20 protein-coding genes and 1 tRNA gene are annotated in these 20,771 nt (G+C 69.6%); 8 read left to right on the top strand and 13 right to left on the bottom strand.

Features of this window, described 5'->3' with window-relative positions:
• The first annotated feature begins 81 nt into the window (after positions 1-81).
• Positions 82-702, top strand: a complete 621-nt coding sequence (locus tag FPZ12_RS00645) for a TetR family transcriptional regulator (RefSeq protein WP_144745406.1) — start codon at positions 82-84, stop codon at positions 700-702.
• Positions 703-733: 31 nt separating this feature from the next.
• On the opposite strand, the gene FPZ12_RS00640 is transcribed toward FPZ12_RS00645, so the two are convergent.
• On the bottom strand, positions 734-1,921 hold the full coding sequence (locus tag FPZ12_RS00640; protein WP_144745405.1) for an amino acid deaminase/aldolase: 1,188 nt from the start codon (positions 1,919-1,921) through the stop codon (positions 734-736).
• An 86-nt stretch (positions 1,922-2,007) separates the two neighbouring features.
• Between FPZ12_RS00640 and FPZ12_RS00635 the strand changes: the two genes are divergently transcribed.
• Positions 2,008-3,315 (top strand): D-arabinono-1,4-lactone oxidase, encoded by a 1,308-nt coding sequence (locus FPZ12_RS00635; RefSeq protein ID WP_144745404.1) that lies wholly within the window; start codon positions 2,008-2,010, stop codon positions 3,313-3,315.
• Positions 3,316-3,324: 9 nt separating this feature from the next.
• On the opposite strand, the gene FPZ12_RS00630 is transcribed toward FPZ12_RS00635, so the two are convergent.
• The 3 genes from FPZ12_RS00630 to FPZ12_RS45960 form a co-directional block, all read right to left on the bottom strand.
• A complete protein-coding gene (locus tag FPZ12_RS00630; protein ID WP_144745403.1) occupies positions 3,325-3,975 on the bottom strand; it encodes an NAD(P)H-binding protein in 651 nt (216 codons plus the stop codon).
• 178 nt (positions 3,976-4,153) lie between these two features.
• The gene (locus tag FPZ12_RS00625) at positions 4,154-4,792 is read right to left on the bottom strand and encodes a hypothetical protein (RefSeq protein WP_144745402.1); all 639 of its coding nucleotides are present in this window, start codon (positions 4,790-4,792) and stop codon (positions 4,154-4,156) included.
• A 282-nt stretch (positions 4,793-5,074) separates the two neighbouring features.
• Positions 5,075-6,811 carry a serine/threonine-protein kinase gene (locus tag FPZ12_RS45960; protein ID WP_208025689.1) on the bottom strand — a complete coding sequence of 579 codons (1,737 nt, stop codon included), beginning with the start codon at positions 6,809-6,811 and terminating at the stop codon, positions 5,075-5,077.
• A 100-nt stretch (positions 6,812-6,911) separates the two neighbouring features.
• Between FPZ12_RS45960 and FPZ12_RS00615 the strand changes: the two genes are divergently transcribed.
• Positions 6,912-7,982 (top strand): HpcH/HpaI aldolase/citrate lyase family protein, encoded by a 1,071-nt coding sequence (locus FPZ12_RS00615; protein ID WP_144745401.1) that lies wholly within the window; start codon positions 6,912-6,914, stop codon positions 7,980-7,982.
• On the top strand, positions 7,979-8,842 hold the full coding sequence (locus tag FPZ12_RS00610; protein ID WP_144745400.1) for an HpcH/HpaI aldolase/citrate lyase family protein: 864 nt from the start codon (positions 7,979-7,981) through the stop codon (positions 8,840-8,842). Before FPZ12_RS00615 ends, FPZ12_RS00610 begins: the two co-directional genes overlap by 4 nt.
• 39 nt (positions 8,843-8,881) lie before the next feature.
• Here the strand turns inward: FPZ12_RS00610 and FPZ12_RS00605 are convergent, their stop codons facing one another.
• From FPZ12_RS00605 to FPZ12_RS00575, 7 genes are read right to left on the bottom strand one after another with little or no spacing between them, the layout of a single operon-like run.
• Positions 8,882-10,714, bottom strand: a complete 1,833-nt coding sequence (locus tag FPZ12_RS00605; RefSeq protein ID WP_144745399.1) for a hypothetical protein — start codon at positions 10,712-10,714, stop codon at positions 8,882-8,884.
• A 29-nt stretch (positions 10,715-10,743) separates the two neighbouring features.
• Positions 10,744-12,114 (bottom strand): amidase, encoded by a 1,371-nt coding sequence (locus FPZ12_RS00600; protein ID WP_144745398.1) that lies wholly within the window; start codon positions 12,112-12,114, stop codon positions 10,744-10,746.
• Positions 12,111-12,866, bottom strand: coding sequence for an ABC transporter ATP-binding protein (locus FPZ12_RS00595; RefSeq protein WP_144745397.1), 756 nt, complete (start codon positions 12,864-12,866; stop codon positions 12,111-12,113). The genes FPZ12_RS00600 and FPZ12_RS00595 overlap by 4 nt, the downstream gene beginning before the upstream one ends.
• Entirely contained in the window at positions 12,863-13,612 is a 750-nt protein-coding gene (locus tag FPZ12_RS00590; RefSeq protein WP_144745396.1) for an ATP-binding cassette domain-containing protein, read from the bottom strand. The genes FPZ12_RS00595 and FPZ12_RS00590 overlap by 4 nt, the downstream gene beginning before the upstream one ends.
• A complete protein-coding gene (locus FPZ12_RS00585) occupies positions 13,609-14,415 on the bottom strand; it encodes an ABC transporter permease (RefSeq protein ID WP_144745395.1) in 807 nt (268 codons plus the stop codon). The genes FPZ12_RS00590 and FPZ12_RS00585 overlap by 4 nt, the downstream gene beginning before the upstream one ends.
• Positions 14,412-15,356, bottom strand: coding sequence for an ABC transporter permease (locus FPZ12_RS00580; protein ID WP_144745394.1), 945 nt, complete (start codon positions 15,354-15,356; stop codon positions 14,412-14,414). The genes FPZ12_RS00585 and FPZ12_RS00580 overlap by 4 nt, the downstream gene beginning before the upstream one ends.
• Positions 15,353-16,843 carry an ABC transporter substrate-binding protein gene (locus tag FPZ12_RS00575; protein WP_243769597.1) on the bottom strand — a complete coding sequence of 497 codons (1,491 nt, stop codon included), beginning with the start codon at positions 16,841-16,843 and terminating at the stop codon, positions 15,353-15,355. The genes FPZ12_RS00580 and FPZ12_RS00575 overlap by 4 nt, the downstream gene beginning before the upstream one ends.
• 81 nt (positions 16,844-16,924) lie before the next feature.
• Here FPZ12_RS00575 and FPZ12_RS00570 point away from each other — a divergent pair, with 81 nt between their 5' ends.
• Positions 16,925-17,341 carry a PPOX class F420-dependent oxidoreductase gene (locus FPZ12_RS00570; protein ID WP_144745393.1) on the top strand — a complete coding sequence of 139 codons (417 nt, stop codon included), beginning with the start codon at positions 16,925-16,927 and terminating at the stop codon, positions 17,339-17,341.
• Here FPZ12_RS00570 and FPZ12_RS00565 read toward each other — a convergent pair.
• Positions 17,338-18,372, bottom strand: a complete 1,035-nt coding sequence (locus tag FPZ12_RS00565) for a trans-sulfuration enzyme family protein (RefSeq protein WP_144745392.1) — start codon at positions 18,370-18,372, stop codon at positions 17,338-17,340. The genes FPZ12_RS00570 and FPZ12_RS00565 overlap by 4 nt on opposite strands.
• 119 nt (positions 18,373-18,491) lie before the next feature.
• On the opposite strand from FPZ12_RS00565, the gene FPZ12_RS00560 reads away from it, so the two are divergent.
• The 3 genes from FPZ12_RS00560 to FPZ12_RS00550 all read left to right on the top strand — a co-directional run bounded on the left by FPZ12_RS00560 (position 18,492) and on the right by FPZ12_RS00550 (position 20,375).
• The gene (locus FPZ12_RS00560; protein ID WP_144745391.1) at positions 18,492-18,866 is read left to right on the top strand and encodes an FKBP-type peptidyl-prolyl cis-trans isomerase; all 375 of its coding nucleotides are present in this window, start codon (positions 18,492-18,494) and stop codon (positions 18,864-18,866) included.
• Positions 18,867-18,981: 115 nt separating this feature from the next.
• Positions 18,982-19,875: a serine/threonine dehydratase gene (locus tag FPZ12_RS00555; protein ID WP_144745390.1), complete on the top strand. Its 894-nt coding sequence runs from the start codon at positions 18,982-18,984 to the stop codon at positions 19,873-19,875.
• A 14-nt stretch (positions 19,876-19,889) separates the two neighbouring features.
• Positions 19,890-20,375 carry a hypothetical protein gene (locus tag FPZ12_RS00550; protein WP_243769596.1) on the top strand — a complete coding sequence of 162 codons (486 nt, stop codon included), beginning with the start codon at positions 19,890-19,892 and terminating at the stop codon, positions 20,373-20,375.
• A 303-nt stretch (positions 20,376-20,678) separates the two neighbouring features.
• Here FPZ12_RS00550 and FPZ12_RS00545 read toward each other — a convergent pair.
• Positions 20,679-20,761, bottom strand: a tRNA-Leu gene (locus FPZ12_RS00545).
• Positions 20,762-20,771 lie beyond the last annotated feature (10 nt).

Here is a 20,771-nt window from a genome sequence, read left to right as displayed (position 1 = left end):
CATACAATAGCCGGTCCCTGGTCCGGGGGGAAGCGTTTCGACCCGCTAAAGTCGCAGATCAGAGCACCAGAAGGAGCATCAGTGTCGGAGACCCAGGCGACGCCGCTGCGCCGGCAACCGGTACAGCAGCGCAGCGCGCGAAGAGTGGAGCAGATGCTGGACGCCAGCGCGCTGCTCATCGACGAGGTCGGGTACGACTCGTTGACCACCACCCTGATCGCGAAACGGGCCGGGGTCGCCGTCGGTTCGCTCTACCAGTTCTTCCCGGACAAGCGGGCCGTGGTGCAGGCGCTGACCCAGCGCAACCTGGACAGGTTCGTCGCCGCGGTGAGCGAACGGCTGGCTGGCGAGGACCCCGGCCACTGGTGGGACGTGGTCGACTCGATCCTCGACATCTACCTCGACATGCACCGGCGGATCCCCGGTTTCTCGAAGGTGCACTTCGGTGACGTGGTGGACAGGCAGCTCCTCGACGACAGCCGCGACAACAACAAGGTCATCGCGGACTCGCTGACCGAACTGGTGCGCAAGTACATCGAGACGCCAGGCGAACGGCTTTCGCTGGCGATCACGGTGGCCATCGAGGCGGCCGACGCGGTGCTGAAGCTGGCCTTTCACCGGGACCCCGACGGCGACCCGGAGATTGTGGACGAAGCCAAGCATCTGATCAAGGGATACCTCGCGAGCAGGCTCGGAGAGTAGTCCACAGGCCTGTGGATATGTGGACCGTCGGCTACCCGAAGTTCTGCCGCTCCCCGCGGTAGGTCGGCACGGTGCGCTCCAGTTGCCCGTCCGCGACGATGTGGTAGTGGTCGAACCGCTCGGCGAGCTCGCCCGCCTTCGCGTGGCGGAGCCACACCCGATCGCCCAGCCGCAGGTCACGGGCCGCTTTCCCGGTCACCGGCGTCTGCACTTCACCGGCGCCCTCGAAGCCGAGCAGCTTCAGCCCGGCTGGCAGCCACGGGGACGGCAGCCGCGATTCCGCGGCCGGCCCGGAGGCGATGTACCCGCCCGCGAACAGGGTGGCGATCCGCCGGGTCGGCTTGTGGACAACTGGGAGTGCGAACAGCGCGGCCGGCCGCGGGCTGAAGCTCGTGTAGCCGTCGAACAGGGTCGAGCCGATCAGCCCGGACCCCGCCGCCACCTCGGTCACCACCGACTCCGCGCGGGTCCGCTCGATGCTGCCGGAACCGCCGCCGTTGACGAACTCGAGGTCGGCGATCTCCCGCACGAGGCGCACGGCTTCCGCGCGGCGGCGGGCGAGCTCGCGCGCCGAGCGGCGCTGCATCCACCGGACGAGCCGGTCGGTGCGGCTGCCTGCCGCGTCCGGGAGGCCGGCGATCTGCCCCTCGTAGGCCATCAGTCCGACGAGCCGGAAACCCTTGCGGCGCAACACTGTCCGGGCGACGGCCACGGCTTGGCCCGGCGTGAAGACCGGCGACCGCCTGGTGCCGACGTGCAGCGTCGGCAGCGGACGCCACGAGGCGTCGAGTTCGAGGCAGACCCTGATCTCCGGGTGGTCCGGACCGGTGGCGCTGTCCACCACGTCGAGATGCTCCGCGGAGTCGACCATGATCGTGATCGTGGCGAGCGCGTGGTCGTCGGCGGCCAGCCGGCGCAGCGCGTCGTGGTCCACCGTCGGGTACGCGACCAGGATGTCTTCGCTGGTCCCGAGCTTCGCGTGCCACAGCGCTTCACGCAGCGAATAGCACATCAGCCCGGCGAACCCTGGCTTCGCGAGCCCGCGTTCGATCAGGTAGCGGCAGCGGACGGATTTGCTGACCAGCCGGATCGGCAACCCGTCGGCGCGGCGGACGAGATCGGCGGCGTTGGCGTCGAACGCGGGCAGGTCGACGATGGCCAGCGGAGCGTCGAAATCCTTCGTGGCCAGGTCATATGCTGCCGCGTTCGGCAAGGTCATGCGCAGTACGGTACGGCAAGAACCCTTGAAACGCGAATACTCTTCACTTACGGTCTCTTGCATTCGACTTGGACAGGTGAGGCCCGATGAACCGGTGGACCAACTGGGCCGGCACCGCCACGGCCGACCCGCGACGGGTGCACACGCCGCGCAGCGTGGCCGAAATCGCGGAGGTCGTGACGGGTGTCGCCGTCGACGGCAGGCGGCTGCGCGCGCGAGGCAGCGGGCATTCGTTCACGCCGATCGCCGTCGCGGACTCGGACGCGATGGACCTGACCCAGTGGGCCGGGATCACCTCGGTCGACGCCGACTCCCATCGCGTCACCGTGCGCTCGGGGACTCCGCTGCACCAGCTCAACGCCGAACTCGACGCGCTCGGGCTGGCGATGACGAACCTCGGCGACATCGACGCGCAGACCATCGCGGGCGCGGTGTCGACCGGCACCCACGGCACCGGCGCGAAGCTCGGCGGGCTGGCCACCCAGATCGTGCAGCTGGAACTGGTGCTCGCCGACGGTTCGGTGGTCACGTGCTCGGCGGAACGGCGGCCGGAGCTGTTCCACGCGGCGCGGGTCGGCCTCGGCGCGCTCGGCGTGCTCACCCACGTGACCCTGCAGTGCGAGCCGTCATTCCTGTTGTCCGCGCAGGAACGGCCGGAGCCGCTGGAGCAGGTGCTGGAGGGCTTCGACGAGTTCGCCGACGGCAACGACCACTTCGAGTTCTACTGGTTCCCGTACGGCAGCAACGCGCTGGTCAAGCGGAACAACCGGCTGCCGGCTGGCAGCGAGCGGAAACCGCTCGGCCGGGCCAAGCAGTTCGTCGACTACGAGATCATGGAGAACGTCGCGTTCGGCACGCTGTGCCGGATCGGCCGGACCGTGCCGCGGCTCGTCCGTCCACTCGGGAGGTTCGCCTCGGCCGTGCTGTCCGCGCGCGAGTACAGCGACCATTCGCACCGCGTGTTCGTGACCCACCGCGGGGTGCGGTTCGTCGAGTCGGAGTTCGCCGTGCCGCGCGAATCCGTGCACCACGTCCTGCGCGAACTGCGGAATCTGGTGCCACGACTGGAAAATCCGGTCGCCTTCCCGGTGGAGGTGCGGGTGGCCGCGGCCGACGACATCTGGCTTTCCACGGCGAACGGCCGCGACTCGGCGTACATCGCGATCCACCAGTTCGTCGGCATGCCGTACCTGGAGTACTTCGCCGGGTTCGCGGCGATCGCCGCCGAGGTCGGCGGCAGGCCGCACTGGGGGAAGATGCACAACCTGGACGCCGCCGCGCTGCAGAAGCTGTACCCGCACTTCGACGACTTCGTGCGCGTACGCGATGAAGTGGACCCCGCCGGGGTTTTCGGCAATCCCTATCTGGAGCGGGTGCTCGGCCGATCGTCCTGAAAGGACGGATCACAGGCGGACGACGGCCTCCGCTATCGGGGTGTTACCCCCGACCGCTTCGAAGGTGCGGCGGACGCTGCGCTGCTCCTCCAGCAGGGCGATGATCAACGCGGCCACATCCTCGCGCGGGATCTCGCCGTAGTCCACGGATTCGGCGATGTGCACTTCGCCGGTGGCCGGCTCGTCGGTGAGCCTGCCTGGCCGGAGAATGGTCCAGTCCAATTGGCGCGTGCGCAGATCGTCCTCGGCGGCTTCCTTGGCCTTCAGGTACGCGGCGAAAACCTCGTCGGTGCCGGGGCGCGGCGGACGGCCGACGCCCATCGAGCCGATCTGCACGTGCCGCGAAACCCCGGCCAGCTCGGCCGCCTCCGCGAAGAGGGCGGCGGCGCCGAGATCCACCGTCTGCTTGCGCTCCGCGCCACTGCCCGGCCCGGCGCCCGCCGCGAACACCGCGGCGTCGGCGCCCTTGAGGACCTCCGCGACCTCGGCCGCGGTGCTGTTCTCCAGGTCCAGCACGACGGGCTCCGCGCTCACCGCGCGCAGATCCTCCGCCTGCGCGGCGTTCCGGATGATGCCCACCGCCTGGTCACCGCTGGCGGCCAGCTGCCGCTCGAGGTGCAGCGCGATCTTCCCGTGTCCTCCGGCAATGACGACTCGCATACCGCCGACTGTACCGAGGGGGCGTCCTCAAAGCCTCATTCGCGCTCTTGGCGCCCAGGCGGCCCCTGGCGGGCACCGGTGATTCACCCGAGTACAACCCGGTACGAGGGAGAATCCCCGGCACCGCCAGGAACCACCTGGATCACCAAGCCCATCGACCAGGCTTTGAGGACACCCCCTAGGCCACCGGCAGGTCGTAGGACGCCAGCAGCTGCTCGTACACCATCTCGTTGATCCAGCGGGAAACCGAGTCCTGCGGGAGCAGGGTGCGCTCCGGGCGGCCGGGGATGTCACGCTCCACATTGGCGTGTTCGTCGGCGGAGACCACCGCGATGCCGTAGGAGCGGGCGCGCGGCAGGCAGCTGTCCACATAGTCCTTCGACAGCACCGCCGACGTCGGCAGGAGCATCGCCGCCTCGCCGTAGCGGGAGAACGGGACCACGGACGCCATGCCGGTGCGCCAGTGCCGCGCGACGGACAGCACGCCGACGATCTCCGCGGCGGGGGCGGGCGCGGTGCGAGCGAACTCGGGCCAGGTCCACGTGGCGACCGTGGTGCGGTCGGTCACCGGGCCGATGCCCACGGCGATCCGCTCGGCGTGGACGTCGGTGCGCAGCTTGGCGACGACGCAGACGCGGCGGCCGAGGATGGTGACCTCGGGCAGCACCACACCTTCCCAGCCCAGCTGCGCCGCGGCGGCGCCGGCCAGATACGACGTACTCGCCGGAAGCTCGACGCGCGGCACCGCCCGGGTTGGGAAAGACCGGGTTCCCCCAGCCACCACCGCATCCCCGGTGTGTCCTGGTGTAACCGCCACGACTCCGCCTCCTTCTGCCCTGCTTCGTCTTCCGTGCCGCTCCCCCTCGTGAAAAGTGGCACATGACTTGACTACCAGTGCTAGGGCCGCGGGTCTTCGGGTCGGCGGAACAGCTGCGATCGGCGGCGCCCAACGGTCGGTGACCGGTCGATAAGCGGTCGACGGACTTCAGTCCGACCCTGCTTCCGAACGGGTGAGGGCCAGCCGAACGGCGTTACCCAGCCGATCTCCGTACCGCCGAACGGAGCAATCCGCGGTTTCGTCCACTGTGGACGTTTTGGCTCAGTTGCCCGGCAGCAGCGCCCGTCCCTCGGGCGTCAGAAGATCGGAAACCTCCTGGTAGGGAACCACGAACTCGGGCACACCGCACGCGTACGAGTAGCCGATCGCGGCCGCGAAGACGCTGAAGTCGACTCCTTGCGGGGTGAAGGCGATCTGCAGCGCCGGCGAGCCGCCGATGGTGTACTCCTGGAGGACGTCGGGCTGCAGTCCGACGGACGGCCCGCTCTCGCCGGAGCAGTACCCGCCCGGCGCGTGCGCGAGGATCCGTTGCTCGAGTTCCGAAATCGCGGCCTGGCTCGTGGCGATGCCGGTGAACACGTCACCTGCCGTGATCACCTTCCCGGTGCGGAGATCGATGTTGAGCAGCTTCGTGTCGTACCCACCGTGGACGCCGAACTGGGTCGAGTCGACGGTCAGGTCGTAGTGCACCGAAAGCACCTTGGCGTCCTGCCGGTCGATCTTCACGCCGTTGCCGACGTGGGCCCGGCTGCCGTCCGGCTCGCGCTCCAGCGCTCCCTCCCGGACGTAGGAGATCCACTCGTCGAGCGGCGCGGTGAGCGCCGCGTTGATCCGCTGCTGCAACGCCGGGTCGCTGATGCCGGTGACCTCGGCGTACTGGGCGTTGACGTCGAAGTTGTCCTCGGTTCCCGTCCTGGTCTTGAGGTTCACGGCGAGCGGCGGCGCCGGATCGCTGTTCACCGAGACCACGACCACCGCAGCCACGGCGGCCGCGACCACCGCGCCGACGATCGCCGCGATCTTTCCCCCGGCCAGCAGCCCCGCGGCCGTGGCAGCCGTGCCGGCTCCGGCTGTCCCGGCCACCGCTGTGCCGGCCGCGGCCCCGGCGCCGACGGTCGGCGCGGCAGCGGTGCCGACGGTGAGCAAAGCCAAGGGAGACAAGGCGAGTAGCACTCCGGCGCGCTGGGCGAGCCGGGCCAGGCCGCGCTCCTCCCAATCCTCGCCGTACGCGGCGACGGCCGCTGTTTCGAGATCGCCGACGAACTCCGCCGCGCCACCGGGCCGGGCCTCGGCGTTCTTCGCCATGCCGCGGGCGATCAGCGGGCGCACCGGTTCCGGCGCCATCTCCAGCGGGATCGGCGCGTTCTCGTGCATGTCGCGCAGGGTCTCGGTGTCCTCCGCGGCGAACGGTTTGCGGCCGGTCACTCCCTGGAAGAAGACCGCCGTCGCCGCGTAAACGTCCGTAGCCGGGCTGGCGGGTAGCCCGTTCCACTGCTCCGGCGCCATGTACGCCGGGGTGCCGATCGGGAGGCCCGTCTCCCCGGCGAGCGTCGCGATGCCGAAGTCGACCAGCTTGCTCTCGCGGTCCGGGCCGACCAGCACGTTGTCGGGTTTGTAATCCCGGTGCACGATACCCACCCGGTGCGCGTCGGCGAGCCCGAGCAGAGAGCCCTTCAACACGGCCAGCGCCGCTTCGGGAGCGAGCCGTCCGTCGACGAGCATCAGCTCGCGCAACGGCACCCCGCGCACGGCCTCCATGACGATCGCCGCGCCGTGCGGCGTCTCCACGAACTCGTACAACCGGGTGATGTGTTCGCTCGGGACGCGACTGAGGATCTCGGCCTCACGGCGGAACGCGGCGAGGCGCGCCGGGTCGCGCAGGTAGTGCCCGAACAGGTACTTGATGGCCACCAAGGTGCCCGAGCCGTCGTGTCTCGCCAGCACGACACGGCCGAAGCCACCTTCGCCCAGTGCTCTGATCTCGGTGAAACCGGGCAACGACCATCCGTCCACGGGACTCTGAGGTGAGTTTCGCCGCAGCGGTTCCCCCTGGATCGAGGTTAGGGTTACTGGCCAGTTACAGATGTCAGGAGGATCGATGCGCTCGCCGAAGGACTTCTTCGCGCCACTCGCGGTCGGCGCACCGGAGCCGGTCCGCGAAATCCCCGCGCTGCCCTCGCGGATGATCCACTTCTTCGACCCGAGCAACGAGAAGATGGCGGCCAAGGTGCCGGACATCGCGAAGAAAGTGGACGTGCTGCTCGGCAACCTCGAGGACGCCGTGCGCGCGGACCGCAAGGAGGCCGCCCGCAACGGCCTCGTCACCATCGCGAAGGCCACCGACTTCGGCGGCACGCAGCTGTGGACGCGGGTCAACAGCCTCGACTCGCCGTGGGTGCTCGACGACCTGGTCACCCTGGTCACCGAGATCGGCGACAAACTCGACGTGATCATGGTGCCGAAGGTCGAGGGCGCGCAGGACATCCACTACGTCGACCGGCTGCTCGCCCAGCTCGAAGCGCGCGCCGGGCTGACGAAACCGCTGCTGGTGCACGCGATCCTGGAGACGGCGAGCGGCGTCGCGAACGTCGAGGAGATCGCCGGGGCGAGCCCCCGGATGCAGGGCATCTCGCTCGGTCCCGCGGACCTCGCGGCGAGCCGCCGGATGAAGACCACTCGCGTCGGCGGCGGGCACCCCGGGTACCTCGTGCGCACCGACCCCACGGGCGAGGACCTGAATGCCGGGCGCACCACCTACCAGCAGGACCTGTGGCACTACACGGTCGCGCGGATGGTCGACGCCTGCGCGATGCACGGGATCCTGCCCTACTACGGCCCGTTCGGGGACATCCGCGACGTCGTGGCCTGCGAAGACCAGTTCCGCAACGCGTTCCTGCTCGGCTGTGTCGGCGCCTGGTCGCTGCACCCGGTACAGATCGACATCGCGAAGAAGGTGTTCTCGCCGGCGCCCGCGGACGTGGCGTGGGCCCGCCGGGTGATCGCCGAGATGGGTGACGGCACGGGTGCGGTCATGATCGACGGGAAGATGCAGGACGACGCCTCGTACAAACAGTGCCGGGTGGTCGCGGAGCTGGCCGACGCGCTGGCCGAGCGTGACCCGGAACTGGCGAAGGCGTACGACGAAGCAACGAAGGAGGCCCTCGCGTGACCGAGGTCAAACCGCGCAGATCGGTGCTCTACATGCCGGGCGCGAACGAACGCGCGCTGGAGAAGGCGAAGGCACTCCCAGCCGACGCGCTCATACTCGACCTCGAGGACGCCGTCGCACCGGACGCGAAGGAAGCCGCACGTGAACGCGTTTGCGCGGCCGCTTCTTCCGGTGAGTACGGCAAGCGCGAAGTCACCATCCGCGTCAACGGGCTCGATACCGAATGGCACGACGCGGACCTCCGTGCGGCCGCGCAGGCCGGCCCGGCGGCGGTCGTCGTGCCGAAGGTGAACTCGGCTCGCGAGGTGCACAACATCGAGCGCGCGCTGGAGCTCGGCGGGGCGCCGGAGCACACCAAGATCTGGGCGATGGTCGAAACCCCGGTCGCGATGCTGCACGCCGAGGAGATCGCCGCGGCGAGCGACCGGCTGACCGTGCTGGTGATGGGCACGAACGACCTGGCCAAGGAGCTGCACGCGGAGTTCGTGCCGGGCCGCGGGCCGTTGCTCGGCGCGCTTTCGCTGTGCCTGCTCGCCGCCAGGGCGACCGGCAAGGTGATCCTCGACGGCGTCTACAACGACGTGAAGGACACCGAGGGGTTCGAGGCGGAATGCCGGCAGGGCCGGGAGTACGGCTTCGACGGCAAAACGCTGATCCACCCCGGCCAGATCGAGCCGTGCAACCGGATCTTCGCCCCGTCCGAGGCGGAGGTCGAGCAGGCCCGCAAGATCATCGCCGCGTTCGACGAGGCCAAGGCCGAGGGCCGCGGGGTGGTCACGGTGGACGGCCGGATGATCGAAAACCTGCATGTGGACAACGCACAGCGGGTACTCGCACTGGCCGAGGCCTTCGGCGCCTGACGCGGGACGCCTGCTCTGTCCAGTGTGGACAGAGCAGGCTCAGTCCTCCTCGTGGAGCCAGTCGAGCGCCTTGCGCGCCGCGTTCGAGACCATCCGGTCCGGATGCGCGACCACCATCGACTCCAGCACCTCGCGGGTGCTGGGGTGACCGCAGATCGTCGCGTCGGCGAGGAACAGCAGCTGTGCGGGGCGGGGTTGCGCGGCGAACTCCTCCAGGGCCTTTTTCCGCCCTGCTGAACGGATTCCGCTCGCCAGCACGTCGACCATGCTGTACGTGCGCTCGCGGCCGTGCACCTCGCTGGAGTCGATCAGGCCGGCGTCGAGCAGCCAGCTCAGCGCGGCGGGACCGGCGGCGGAGTGCTCGCGCAGTTCGTCTATCGCCGTCACACCCGCTTCGCCGTACTCGGCAAGGAGCTGGAACGCCAGCATCCGGTGCTCGAAATCGTCCGTGCGGCGGGCCAACTCGGTCAGCTCGGCTATCGCACGGCTCGCGGCGCGCGCCTGAAGCCACAGCCGCGCGCCTTCCTCGAACGCTTCGCGCGGCAGCGGCGCGATACGGGCGAAGAACACCTCGGCCGTCTCTTCGGCCAGATCCTGCAGCGTCAGCGTGGGCACCCCCGCCGCGACGCGCGCTTCGTACATCGCGCGCGTGCCCAACGGCAGCATCCGCACGACCTGCCGTTCCTCCTCCGGGACCTCTTCCACCGAGTCCACACCGGAGAAATCGATCAGGTCCTCGTAGTGCTCCTCCGTCGCCGGGGCGATTTCCACCAGTCCGTACAGGCTCAGCCGGTGCACCACCCTCAACACGGGCGCCGCGTCGGCCGAGCGCCACGCGAGATCGGCGAGGTCGTCCAGGATCTCCACGAGCATCGGCACGGTCGCGCAGTCGTGATCGGCCTGGATCGACTCCATCAGTTCGTACGCCAGCTGCCTGTCCGCGGCGCGGCGGCGCACCGGCTCGCTGTGGTCGGCGACCGCGTGCGGAACGGCGGCGCGCCACAGCGCGAGCGGATTGTCGAGCAGCGGCGCCGCGCGCTTCACCCGCACCAGCCGGCCTTTGAGAACCCGGACGACGCCGGCCGTCTTGGCCAGCGACACGACCTCGCCCGGGTCGTCCATCGCCAGGCGTTCGGCCAGCTCACGGGAGTCCGCCTCGGCGAGCCTGCCCTTCGGGGCCAGCTCGCGGCCTTCGCCGACCCAGTCGACGAAGCGGCGCAACACCCGCACCACCGTGGTGGCCGCGGCTTCCGCCGTCAGCTCTTCGTCCGTGGTCAGCGCGAACACCGGCGTCGGGTCGAGCGGCTCCACCTCGGGGTCGCCCTCGTAGTGCCGGTACGCGATCTCGTGCAGCAGCACCTGGTCGACCTCGACCTCGCCCTGCTGCACCTGGTCGATGAACGCCTGCGCGGCCTGCTCGTCGAGCGGGTCGATGCCGTGCTCGGCCATCGCCACGGCCCAGAACTTGGCCAGCCCGTAGTTGGCGGGCTCGTTCATCGCCTCGTCGAACTCGTCGGCGATGCCGCGCACGAACGAACGCAGCACCGACGGCGGTTCGCTGCGCTCGTCGAACAGATCCGCGTCGTCGAAGAAGTCGAGCAACGATTCGACGGTCGACAGCACCGCCGTCGAATGCGGATCGAGCAGTACGACCTTGCGCGGGAACCAGGTGAGCAGCGCGCCGCGCAGCACCTCGCGCGACCATCGGCCGAGCATCCCGTCCCGTTCGAACCGGTAGTCGAGCATGGCGCCGGCCACCACGGGATCGATCATCCGCTGCCGCATCTGCGACCACGCGTCGAGTTCGACGAGCAGGCGCTCACGGGCGTCGATGAAGTCCTCTTCGTCGGCTCCGGTGTAGACCATGCGCATGAGACGATGGTCTCAAGTTCGGCCGCCGATTACACCTCCGGAGAGCGTGCCGGGCCCTGAATTCCTTCGAATGCTGCAGCCGTTCGCAACACCCCGGCATCATCGAAGCGCCGCCCGGCGAGTTGCAGCCCGATCGGCAGGCCCGCCGCGGTGTAGCCGCAGTTCACCGATACCGCGGGCTGACCGGACATGTTGTAGGGCACGGTGAAGGCGATGTGCTCGAACGGGCGCGCCGGATCGTTCGTCGGCGAGGCCCAGTCCGCGGGCGGCGGCCCGGCCGGGCACGTTGGCGAAAGGACGAAATCGAACTTTTCGGTCGCCCGCACCGTGGCGGCGCTCATCGCGTCGATCTGCGCGAAGCCGCGGTAGGTCGCGAGCCCGTCGACTTCCGCCCCGCCGCGAGCCCAGTCCGCGATGTACGGCAGCACTTTCGCCTGCCTTTCCGGCGGGAGCCCGCTCATGTCGGACCACGCGCGCACGCGCCAGAACGTGTCGAGGCCGTCGAGCATCTCGCGGGTCAGGAACGGCTCGACCGGCTCCACGATCGCTCCTGCCGACTCGAAGACACGGGCCGCTTCGGCGACGGCAGCGGCGATTTCCGGCTCCACGGGCAGGCCGACGCCCGCGTCGAGCTGCAACCCGACGCGCAGTCCCGCGAGCTCGCAGTCGAGCTCGGACCACGGGATTTCGCTGGGCGGCAAGGACATGTGGTCGCGCGGATCGGGTTGGGCGAGCACGCCCATCAGCAACGCCGCGTCCGCGACAGTGCGGGTCAACGGCCCGGCGACGCGGCCGATGTACGGCGGATCGACCGGCACCCGGCCGAAACTCGGCTTGAACCCGACGAGGCCGCACCACCCGGCCGGCAGCCGGATCGAGCCGCCGATGTCCGTTCCCACGTGGAGCGGCCCATAGCCGGCGGCGGCCGCCGCGGCGGCACCGGCGCTGGAGCCGCCCGGTGTCCGGCTGGTGTCCCACGGATTACGGCTGGCCGTGTGGAAACTCGAGCGGCCGGACGTGAGCATCCCGAAGTCCGGCATCGTGGTCTTGGCGAGCAGGACCGCCCCGGCCTCGAGCACCCGCGCGGCGGCCGGCGCGTCCTCGGCCGCGGGCACCAGCTCGGTGGCGGCCGTGCCGAGCGGCACCGGCGTGCCCTTGGTGGCGATGTTTTCCTTGAGGGTCAACGGAATTCCGTCGAGCGGGCCCGCTGTTCCGGTGCGCCAGCGCTGTTCGGACTGCTTCGCCGCGGCCCGCGCGTGCTCGGGGTGATAGGCGTAAAGGGCGTGCAGCTCCGGCTCCAGCCGGTCGATCCGCTCCAGCACCGCCTCGGTGACCTCGACCGGCGAAAGACCCGATTCGCGATAGTGGCGCAGCAGTTCCGTCGCGGTCAGCTCGATCACGGCTCCTCCTTCAGCCGGGCCAGCTCGGCCCGCAGGTTCGGGGCGGCGGCGATCAGCTCGCGGGTGTACGGGTGCCGCGGGGTGTCGTACACCTCCGCCACCGTGCCCTGTTCCACGATCTCACCACGACGCATCACCGCCACGCTGTCACAAACCCGGCGTACCACGGCGAGGTCGTGCGACACGAACACGAGTGTCAGGTCGAACCGCTCGACGAGGGTGCGCAGCAGGTCGAGGATCTGCTTGCGCACGGACACATCCAGCGCGCTGACCGGCTCGTCGGCCACCAGCACGCGCGGCCGCGGGGCCAGCGCGCGGGCGATCGAAATCCGCTGCCGCTGACCGCCGGAGAACTGGTGCGGAAAGCGCTCTCCGCTGTCTTCGGGCAGCCCGACCGCGGCCAGCAGCTCCGCGACGCGGGCGCGATCGGTGCGGCCCAGCGGTTCGCAGATGATGTCGCGCACGCGCATGCGCGGGTCGAGCGAGCCCATCGGATCCTGGAACACCACCTGCAGCGCCTCGCGCAGGAAACCGAGACGGCGTTCCGGCAGCCCGTCGATCCGCCTGCCCTGGAAGGAAATCTCCCCCGACGTCGGACGGTCCAACCCGGCCAGCAGGCGGACCAGAGTGGACTTGCCCGAACCGGACTCGCCGACGATGCCGAACCGTTGTCCCGCTGGGACTTCCAGCGAAACCCCGCGCAGCGCGTGCACCCGGCGGTACCGGCGATGCACGTCCTTCAGCTCGATCACGCGGCCTCCAAGTCCGAGGCGGCAAGCAGCTTCCGCGTGTACTCGTGCCGCGGCTGGGTGAGGACCGCGCGGGTCGAGCCTTCTTCGACGATCTGTCCCTCGTGCATCACCAGCAGTCGTTCGCAGACCTTCGCGACCACGGCGAGGTCATGCGTGATGAACAGCAGCCCGGCATCGCGTTCCGCCACCCCGGCGAGGATCAGTTCGAGCATCTGCGCCTGCACCGTCACATCGAGCGCCGTCGTGGGTTCGTCGCAGATCAGCAGCGAGGGGTCGTTCGCCAGCGCGATGGCCAGCACGATCCGCTGCCGCTGCCCGCCGGAGAGCTGATGCGGGTACGCCCGCGCGACGTCGGGCAGCCCGACCTTCTCCAGCAGTGCCGCGGTCTTTTCTCGCGCGCCTCTTCCGCCGTGCAGCCGGATCGCTTCGGCGACCTGTTTTCCCACTCGCATCAACGGATTCAGCGCCGTCATCGGCTCCTGAAACACCATCGCCAGCTCGGCCCCACGCAGGTGTGACATCTGGCGTTCCGATGTCCCAACGAGTTGTTTCCCGTGGAACGTAATCGATCCAGCCGCCCGGAGCCCCTCGGGCAGCAGGCCGGTGATCGCCAGCGCCGTGAGCGACTTGCCGGAGCCGGACTCGCCGATCAGCCCGACCCGTTCCCCGGCGCCGACCTCGAACGACACATCGCGCACCAGCGCGCGGCCACCGCTCGAGACGGTCAGGTTGGCAACGCTGATCATCGCCGCTCCAGCCGTGGGTCGAACCTGTCACGCAGCCCGTCGCCGAGGAGGTTGAAACCCAGTACCGCCACCGCGATCGCGATGCCGGGCACCAGCGCCAGCCGCGGCTGCACCGTCAGCAGTTCCTGCGACTCCTGCAGCATCCGCCCCCACGACGGGGTCGGCGGCCGGGTGCCGAAACCGAGGAACGACAACGCCGCCTCGGCCAGCACCGCGATCGCGAACGAGACCGAGCACTGCACGATCACCAGCCCCGCGATGTTCCGCAGCACGTGCCGGCGCGCGATGAACACCCGCGACCGGCCGCCCGCCCGCGCGGCGAGCACGTACTCGGTGCTCATCACCTGCAACGTGCCCGCGCGCGTGATCCGCGCGAACGACGGGATCGTGGCGACGCCGATCGCGATCATCGCCGTCAGCGTGCTCGCGCCGTAGACCGCGCCGAGCATGATCGCCAGCAGCAGCGCGGGGAAGGCGAGCACGAGATCGTTGACACGCATGACGAACTCGCCGAGACGGTGCCCCGACATCCCGGCCAGCATCCCGAGCGGGGTGCCGATGACCGCCGCGACGCCGACCGCGATCACGCCGACGTACAGCGTCGTCCGCGCGCCGACCATGATCTGCGAGAAGACGTCGCGGCCGAACTTGTCGGTGCCGAACCAGTAATCGCCGCTCGGGCCCATGAGCCGCACCGCCGCGTCCACCTTCAGCGGATCGTGCGGCGTCCACACGAAAGACACCAGCGCGGCGAGCACCACGAGCCCGACGAGCACCGAGCCGAGCACGAGATTCCGGTTCATCGGCTCACCCGCAGCCTCGGGTCGATCAGCACGTACAGCACGTCCACGAGGAAGTTCACCAGCAGCACCGCCACCACCAGCACGAGCACGATCCCTTGCACCGCAAGAAGATCCCGCGAGGACACCGAGTCGAGCAACATGCTGCCGAGCCCCGGCAGGACGAACACCCGCTCCACCACGACCGCGCCGATCAGCAACGTGCTCAGCTGCAGGCCCAGCACCGTCACCACCGGCACGGCGGCGTTGCGCAGGCCGTGCCGCATCAGGGCGGGGTACGGGCGAAGGCCCTTCGACCGCGCCGTGCGGAGGTAGTCCTGGCCCAGCGTGTCGAGCACCGCCGACCGCACGTAGCGCGTGAGCACGGCGCCCTGCACGATTCCCAGCGACAGCGCGGGAAGGATCAGCCCGCGCACGAACTCGCCCGCGTCCTGATCCGGCGGGGTCCAGCCACCGGACGGCAGCCAGCGCAGCTGCACCGCGAAGATTTGCACCAGCAGGATCCCGGCAAGGAACGCCGGAACAGCCACGCCCAGCTGGGAAATCCCGGAGATCGCGGCGCCGGAGAACCGCCGGTGCCACGTCGCGGCGAGCGTGCCGAACGGGATCGCGAGCACCAGCGCGACCAGCATCCCGGCGCCCACCAGCCACAACGTCACGCCGAGGCGGTCCACCAGCTGCGGCCCGATCGCCTCGCCGGTCACGTAGGAATGCCCGAAGTCCCCGTGCAGCACGCCGCCGAACCAGCTGAGGTACTGCGTGACCAGCGAGCGGTCGAGGCCGAAGTCGTGTCTCGTCTTCGCGAGCAGCTCCGGCGTCGCGTTCACGCCCAGCGCGACCTGCGCGGGGTCACCGGGCAGGACGGCCATGAAGGCGAACACCACGATCGACGCGACGAACACGCTCACCACGAAGATCGCCAGCCTGCGCAGGATCGCGGTCATGCGCGCCCGAGTCCCGTCAGATCAAAGGACTCGCTGACCTGGTTGCGCGCCAGCCCGGTGACCTTCTTCTTCGCCACCACCACGTTCGGGAAGAGGAACAGCCAGTCCGCCGCCGCGTCCGCGGTGATCGTGCGCGCCGCCTGGCGCATCTCGTCGATCTGCTGCTGCGGGGTGCCGGCGTCGGCGGCCGCGAGGTACTGGCGCACCTGCGGGCTGTCGTATCCCCAGTAGTACTTGGGATTGCCGAACGTGGTGATGTCCCGCGCCTCCACGTGCTGCACGATCGACATGTCGAAGTCGTGGTCGGTGAACACCTGCTTCAGCCACACCGCGGGGAAGTCCAGCGGCTCGATGGTCACGTGCACCCCGATGTCGGCGAGATCGGAGGCCACCACCTGCGCGGCGTTGGTCGCGTAGGACAGGTTCGGGATGCGCAGCCGGATCGAGAGGTTGCTCTGGCCTGCCTGCGCGAGCAGCGCCTTGGCCTGCGCCGGGTCGTACGGGTAGTAGCCGGAAAGGTCCTCGTACCAAGGATCCGTCGGCGGGACCATGCTGCCGATCAGCGTGCCGCGGTTCGCCCACGCCGTGGCAAGCAGGGCCTTGCGGTCGATGGCCAGCGTCAGCGCGCGGCGCACCCGGACATCGTTGAAGGGCGCGCGGGCGCCGTTGAACGACAGCACGACTTCGCTGTTCGTGGTGCCCTGCAGGACGGTGAACCGGGTGTCCGTCTCGAACTGCGGGATCGAGTCCGGCGCGGCGACCGTGGAGATCACGTCGATCCCGTTGCTGAGCAAGGCGTTGTTGAGCGCGGTCGCGTCCTTGTAGTACTTGAGCACCACGGTCCCGTATGCCGGTTTCGCGCCCCAGTACGCCGGATTCTCGCGCAGGACGATCGAGTCGCCACGCTTGCGCTGCGCCATCACGTACGGGCCGGTGCCGATGGGCGTGTTCGCCAGATCGCCCACCCCGGTGGGGCTGAACATCGTGCCGACGCGGCCGGTCATGTCGAACAGCCAGCCGTTGCTCGGTTTCTTCAGCACCACGCGCGCGTGCGACGGGTCCACCACGTCGACGTGGTCCACGACGTCCATTTTGGACTTGATCGAGATGGTCCAGTCGGTCTTCACGCGGTCGATCGAGAACTTCACGTCGGAAGCGGTGAACGGCGCGCCGTTGCTGAACTTCACCCCCGGCGCGAGCTGGAAGTCGTAGGTGGTGCGATCCGGGCTGACGGTCCACGAGCGGGCCAGCAGGGGCACGATGTTGCCGCCACTGTCCAGTTTCACCAGTCCCTCGTAGACGTTGTAGAGCAGCGCCTGCGGGATGGCCGTGCCGTCCGTGCGGGTGAAGTCGAAGTTCTGCGGCTCGGCCGAGAAACCGACCGAAAGAGTGTCCGGCCCGGTGCTCACCGACGCCGTCGAACCGGCGGAGCAGCCCGAGACCACGAGCAGCAGGGCGAGCGCCAGCACCGAGTTCCGGACCTTCACCCACGAAGGCTTGCACCCCGGCCGACCATGGTCAAGACGAACGGTTGACCTCTAGTTAACTCGAAGTTCTAGGGTCGAGGCATGATCTTCACGGACTACGAGCTCGGCTACCTGAAGACCCAGTCGCTGGGCCGGCTCGCGACCGTCGCACCGGACGGCTCCCCGCAGTCGAGGCCGCTCGGCTTCGAAGTGAACTCCGACGGCACGATCGACATCGGCGGGCCCGAGCTGTCCAAGAGCCAGAAATGGCGCAACATCGCGGCCAACCCGCGGGTGTCGTTCGTGATCGACGACATGACCCCGGACGAGCCCGGCGCGGTGAAACCCGGCTGGGGTCGCGGCATCGAGATCCGCGGCACCGCCGAACTGGTCACCGGGCACAAACCCGCCTACGGCGGCGAGTGGTTTTCGAACGAGACCATCCGAATCCACCCACGCCGCATCCTGAGCTGGCACCTCGACGCGGACCAGCTGCAGTACAACAGGAACGTCGCTTAACCGAGTGCGTTCCGCAGATCTCGCCAGAGGTCTTCGGGGTCTTCGAGGCCGACGCTGAACCGCAGCAACCCGGCGGGCACGTGCGCGTCGCCCGGCCACATCGCACGCCGTTCGATCAGGCTCTCCACCCCGCCGAGGCTGGTGGCGTGCACGATCAGTTCGAGCGATTCGCAGACCTTCGCCGCGGCTTCGGCGTCGGGCAGCTCGAAGGCGATCATCGTGCCGAGGCCGGGGTACGCCACCTTCGTCACGGCCGGATGCTCGGCGAGGCGCTCGGCCAGAAGCGCGGCGCTCTTCGACTGCTCGGCGAAGCGCACCGGGAGAGTGCGCAGCCCGCGCAGCGCGAGCCACGCTTCGAGCGCGCCCGGAGTGGCGCCGGTGCGGGTGCGCGCGTGAACGAGCTCTTCGGCCAGCGCGTCGTCGGCGGTGACCGTGATCCCGAGCAGCAGGTCACTGTGCCCGCCGATCAGCTTGGTCGCGCTGTGCACCACGATGTCCGCGCCCTGGGAAAGCGGCTGCTGACCGAGCGGGGTGGCGAAGGTGTTGTCCACCACCACGCGGGCGCGATGCCCGACGAGCGGGGCGATGTCGATCAGTTCCAGCGTCGGGTTGGTCGGCGACTCGATCCACAGCAGGTCGGCCTCTTCGGCGGCGACGGCCCATGCCGCGGTGTCGGCCGGGTCGATCCGGCGCACCTTCAGCCTGCCCATCTCGGCGGCGTGGTCGAGCAACCCGCGCGTGCCCGCGTAGCTGAACGTCGGCACCGCCACCTGCGCCCCGGCGGGGAACAGGTCGAGCACCGCCGCGACGGCGCCGACCCCCGACGCGAACGAAGTCGCCTTGCCGCCTTCGAGCGCCCCGACCGCTTCTTCCAGCGCGGTCCAGGTCGGGGTGCCCTCCTCGCGGGCGTAGGTGTGGTCGCCGCCCGCGTAGAAGGTGCTCGCCGGGACGATCGGCGTGTTCAGCGGCTTCCCGGCCCCGGCGGGCCTGCCCGCGGCGATCGCGCGGGTGCGCGGCGACCAGTCGTTCATCAGTGCTCCTTGTCCGGTGTTCGGCGCCAGCGTACGGAAGCCGCGGCCGCACCCGTGTCGTGATGCGATCCGGGTCTCAGCTGGATACCGTGCACCGACCGAAAGACGAGGAGTTACACATGGCATTGGAGAAGCCCGAGGTCGACCGGCCCGACGGCCCGCCGCCCGCCGGACTGGAGATCACCGATCTGACAGAGGGCACCGGCGCGGAGGCCAACGCCGGTCAGGTCGTTTCGGTGCACTACGTCGGCGTCTCGCATTCCAGCGGCGAGCAGTTCGACGCGTCCTGGGACCGGGGCCAGCCGCTCCGGTTCCCGCTGGGCCAGGGGCACGTCATCCCCGGCTGGGACCAGGGCGTGGTCGGGATGAAGGTCGGCGGCCGCCGGAAGCTGGTCATCCCGCCGCACCTCGCCTACGGCGAACGCGGCGCGGGCGGGGTCATCAAGCCGAACGAGACGTTGATCTTCGTGGTCGACCTGGTCGAGGTCGGCTAGTCAGGAGTCGCGGCCTCCCGGAGCAGGGCCACCATCGTGACCACCTGCTTCGGGGGCCGGAAATCCAGTCCTCCTCGGCTGGCAGCTGATGGCTTCGGCGGCCCAGAGTGGAGGTATGACAGCCACCCTTTCCACCGAAGCCGCCGCCGCGCGGATCGCCCCGCACGTTCGCCGGACGCCCTTACTGCGCGCGGAGGCCGACGGCAGGCCGCTCGTGTTCAAGCTCGAACAGCTGCAGCGCACCGGCTCGTTCAAACTGCGCGGCGCGCTGAACTCGCTGCTCACCGGCCCGCTGCCGGAACAAGTGGTGACCGCGTCCGGTGGGAACCACGGCATTGGGGTGGCCACGGCGGCCGCGATCCTCGGGTTGCCCGCCACGGTGTTCGTGCCGAACTCGGTTCCAGCAGGGAAGGCGCGCCGGATCGAAGAGGCGGGCGCCCGGCTGGTCCGCGTCGGCGATCGCTACGCCGAGGCGGCCGCAGCCGCGCACGAAGCTGCCGCTGCGCCCGGCGCGCGCTACGTCGAGGCGTACAACGACCCGGCGGTGATCGCGGGCCAGGGCACGGTGGCCGCCGAGATCGTCGCGGACGCGCCGGACGTGGACGCGATCGCCGTCGCGGTCGGCGGTGGCGGGCTGGCGGCGGGCACAGCGCTGGGCGCCGGCGGCAGGCTGACCGTCGCTGTCGAGCCCGAGCGGTGCTCGTGCCTGCACCAGGCGCTCGAAGCCGGACAACCGGTCGACGCCGAGGTCGACTCCGTCGCGTCTTCGGCCCTCGGGGCCACGCGCGTCGGCGAAGCGCCCTTCGCCGTCCTGTCGAGCCACAACGTGCAGTCGGTGTTGGTCAGCGAGAACGAGATCCTTGCGGCGCGCGACAGGCTGTGGCACGAGTTCCGCCTCGCGGTGGAACCGGCCGCGGCTGTCCCCTTCGCGGCCTTCCTTGCCGGCCGGGTGCCCGGTGCGCTTCCGTGCGTTCTTCTTTGTGGCGCCAACGCGGACTGGACTCCGTAGCTAGGGTTTGACCCATGCCTGAGCCGATTCTGATCTCCATCGCCACGGCGCTGTCGACCAAGGCCGCGACCACCCTCTTCGACCTGGTCAAGAAGAAGTTCAGCAAGGATCCGAAGGCGATCGCGGAACTGGAGGCCGCGAGCGAGGACAAGCCCGAGACGATCACCGCCGTCGCCGAGCGGCTGGAGGAGGCGGGCAAGGCGGATCCCGAGTTCGCCGCCGCGCTGCGCACCGAGTACGCGCAGCACGTCGAGTCCGGCGGGGTGCTCAACCAGATCTCGGGAACGTCAGCGGCAAGGTCGTGCAGGCCCGCGACATCCAGGGCAACATCAACTTCTGAGGTCCCGCGCCTGAACTCAGCCGTCGTGTCGGTTGAGCGCTGGAGCACGGTGCGCGCGGAGCGGACGGTACTGGCCGTCGTGCACAACACCACGGCGGCCACCCGGCTGGCGGAAACCGGATTTCGCGATCGCGGCCAGTTACGGCGGCGACCTCGGTGAGGCCTGCCGCTGCGCGAGTCCTACCGGCAGGCGCTGGGCGCGAAACGCGGTCGATCCGCGCCCCCCGATCGCCCAATTGCTTGCCGTCGCTGCACGAGCGCCAGCCAGGCTCACCGGTAATTCGTCGGGCTGCCAGCCATTCGCGGTCAGGAGTTTCTCGGAGAGCGAAAGTGGACTTCTCCGATGTCACGGGCCTGCACAACCGCTTCAGCTTCCCCATCGAACTGGTTGTGCACCCTGCGCCAGGAGCACTGTGATCCACCCCACGAGAAAAGCCCCTGGTGAACCAGGGGGCTTTTTCGGTGGGCGAGGAGGGAGTTGAACCCTCACGTCCTTTCGGACACACGGACCTGAACCGTGCGCGTCTGCCATTCCGCCACTCGCCCGAGTCGCCTC

Origin of the sequence: Amycolatopsis acidicola, from assembly GCF_007713735.2 — a bacterium.
In the GTDB taxonomy this organism is placed as follows: domain Bacteria; phylum Actinomycetota; class Actinomycetes; order Mycobacteriales; family Pseudonocardiaceae; genus Amycolatopsis_E; species Amycolatopsis_E acidicola.
Note: the sequence above shows the minus strand (reverse complement) of the source record. Positions and strands in the feature narration are given on the sequence as shown.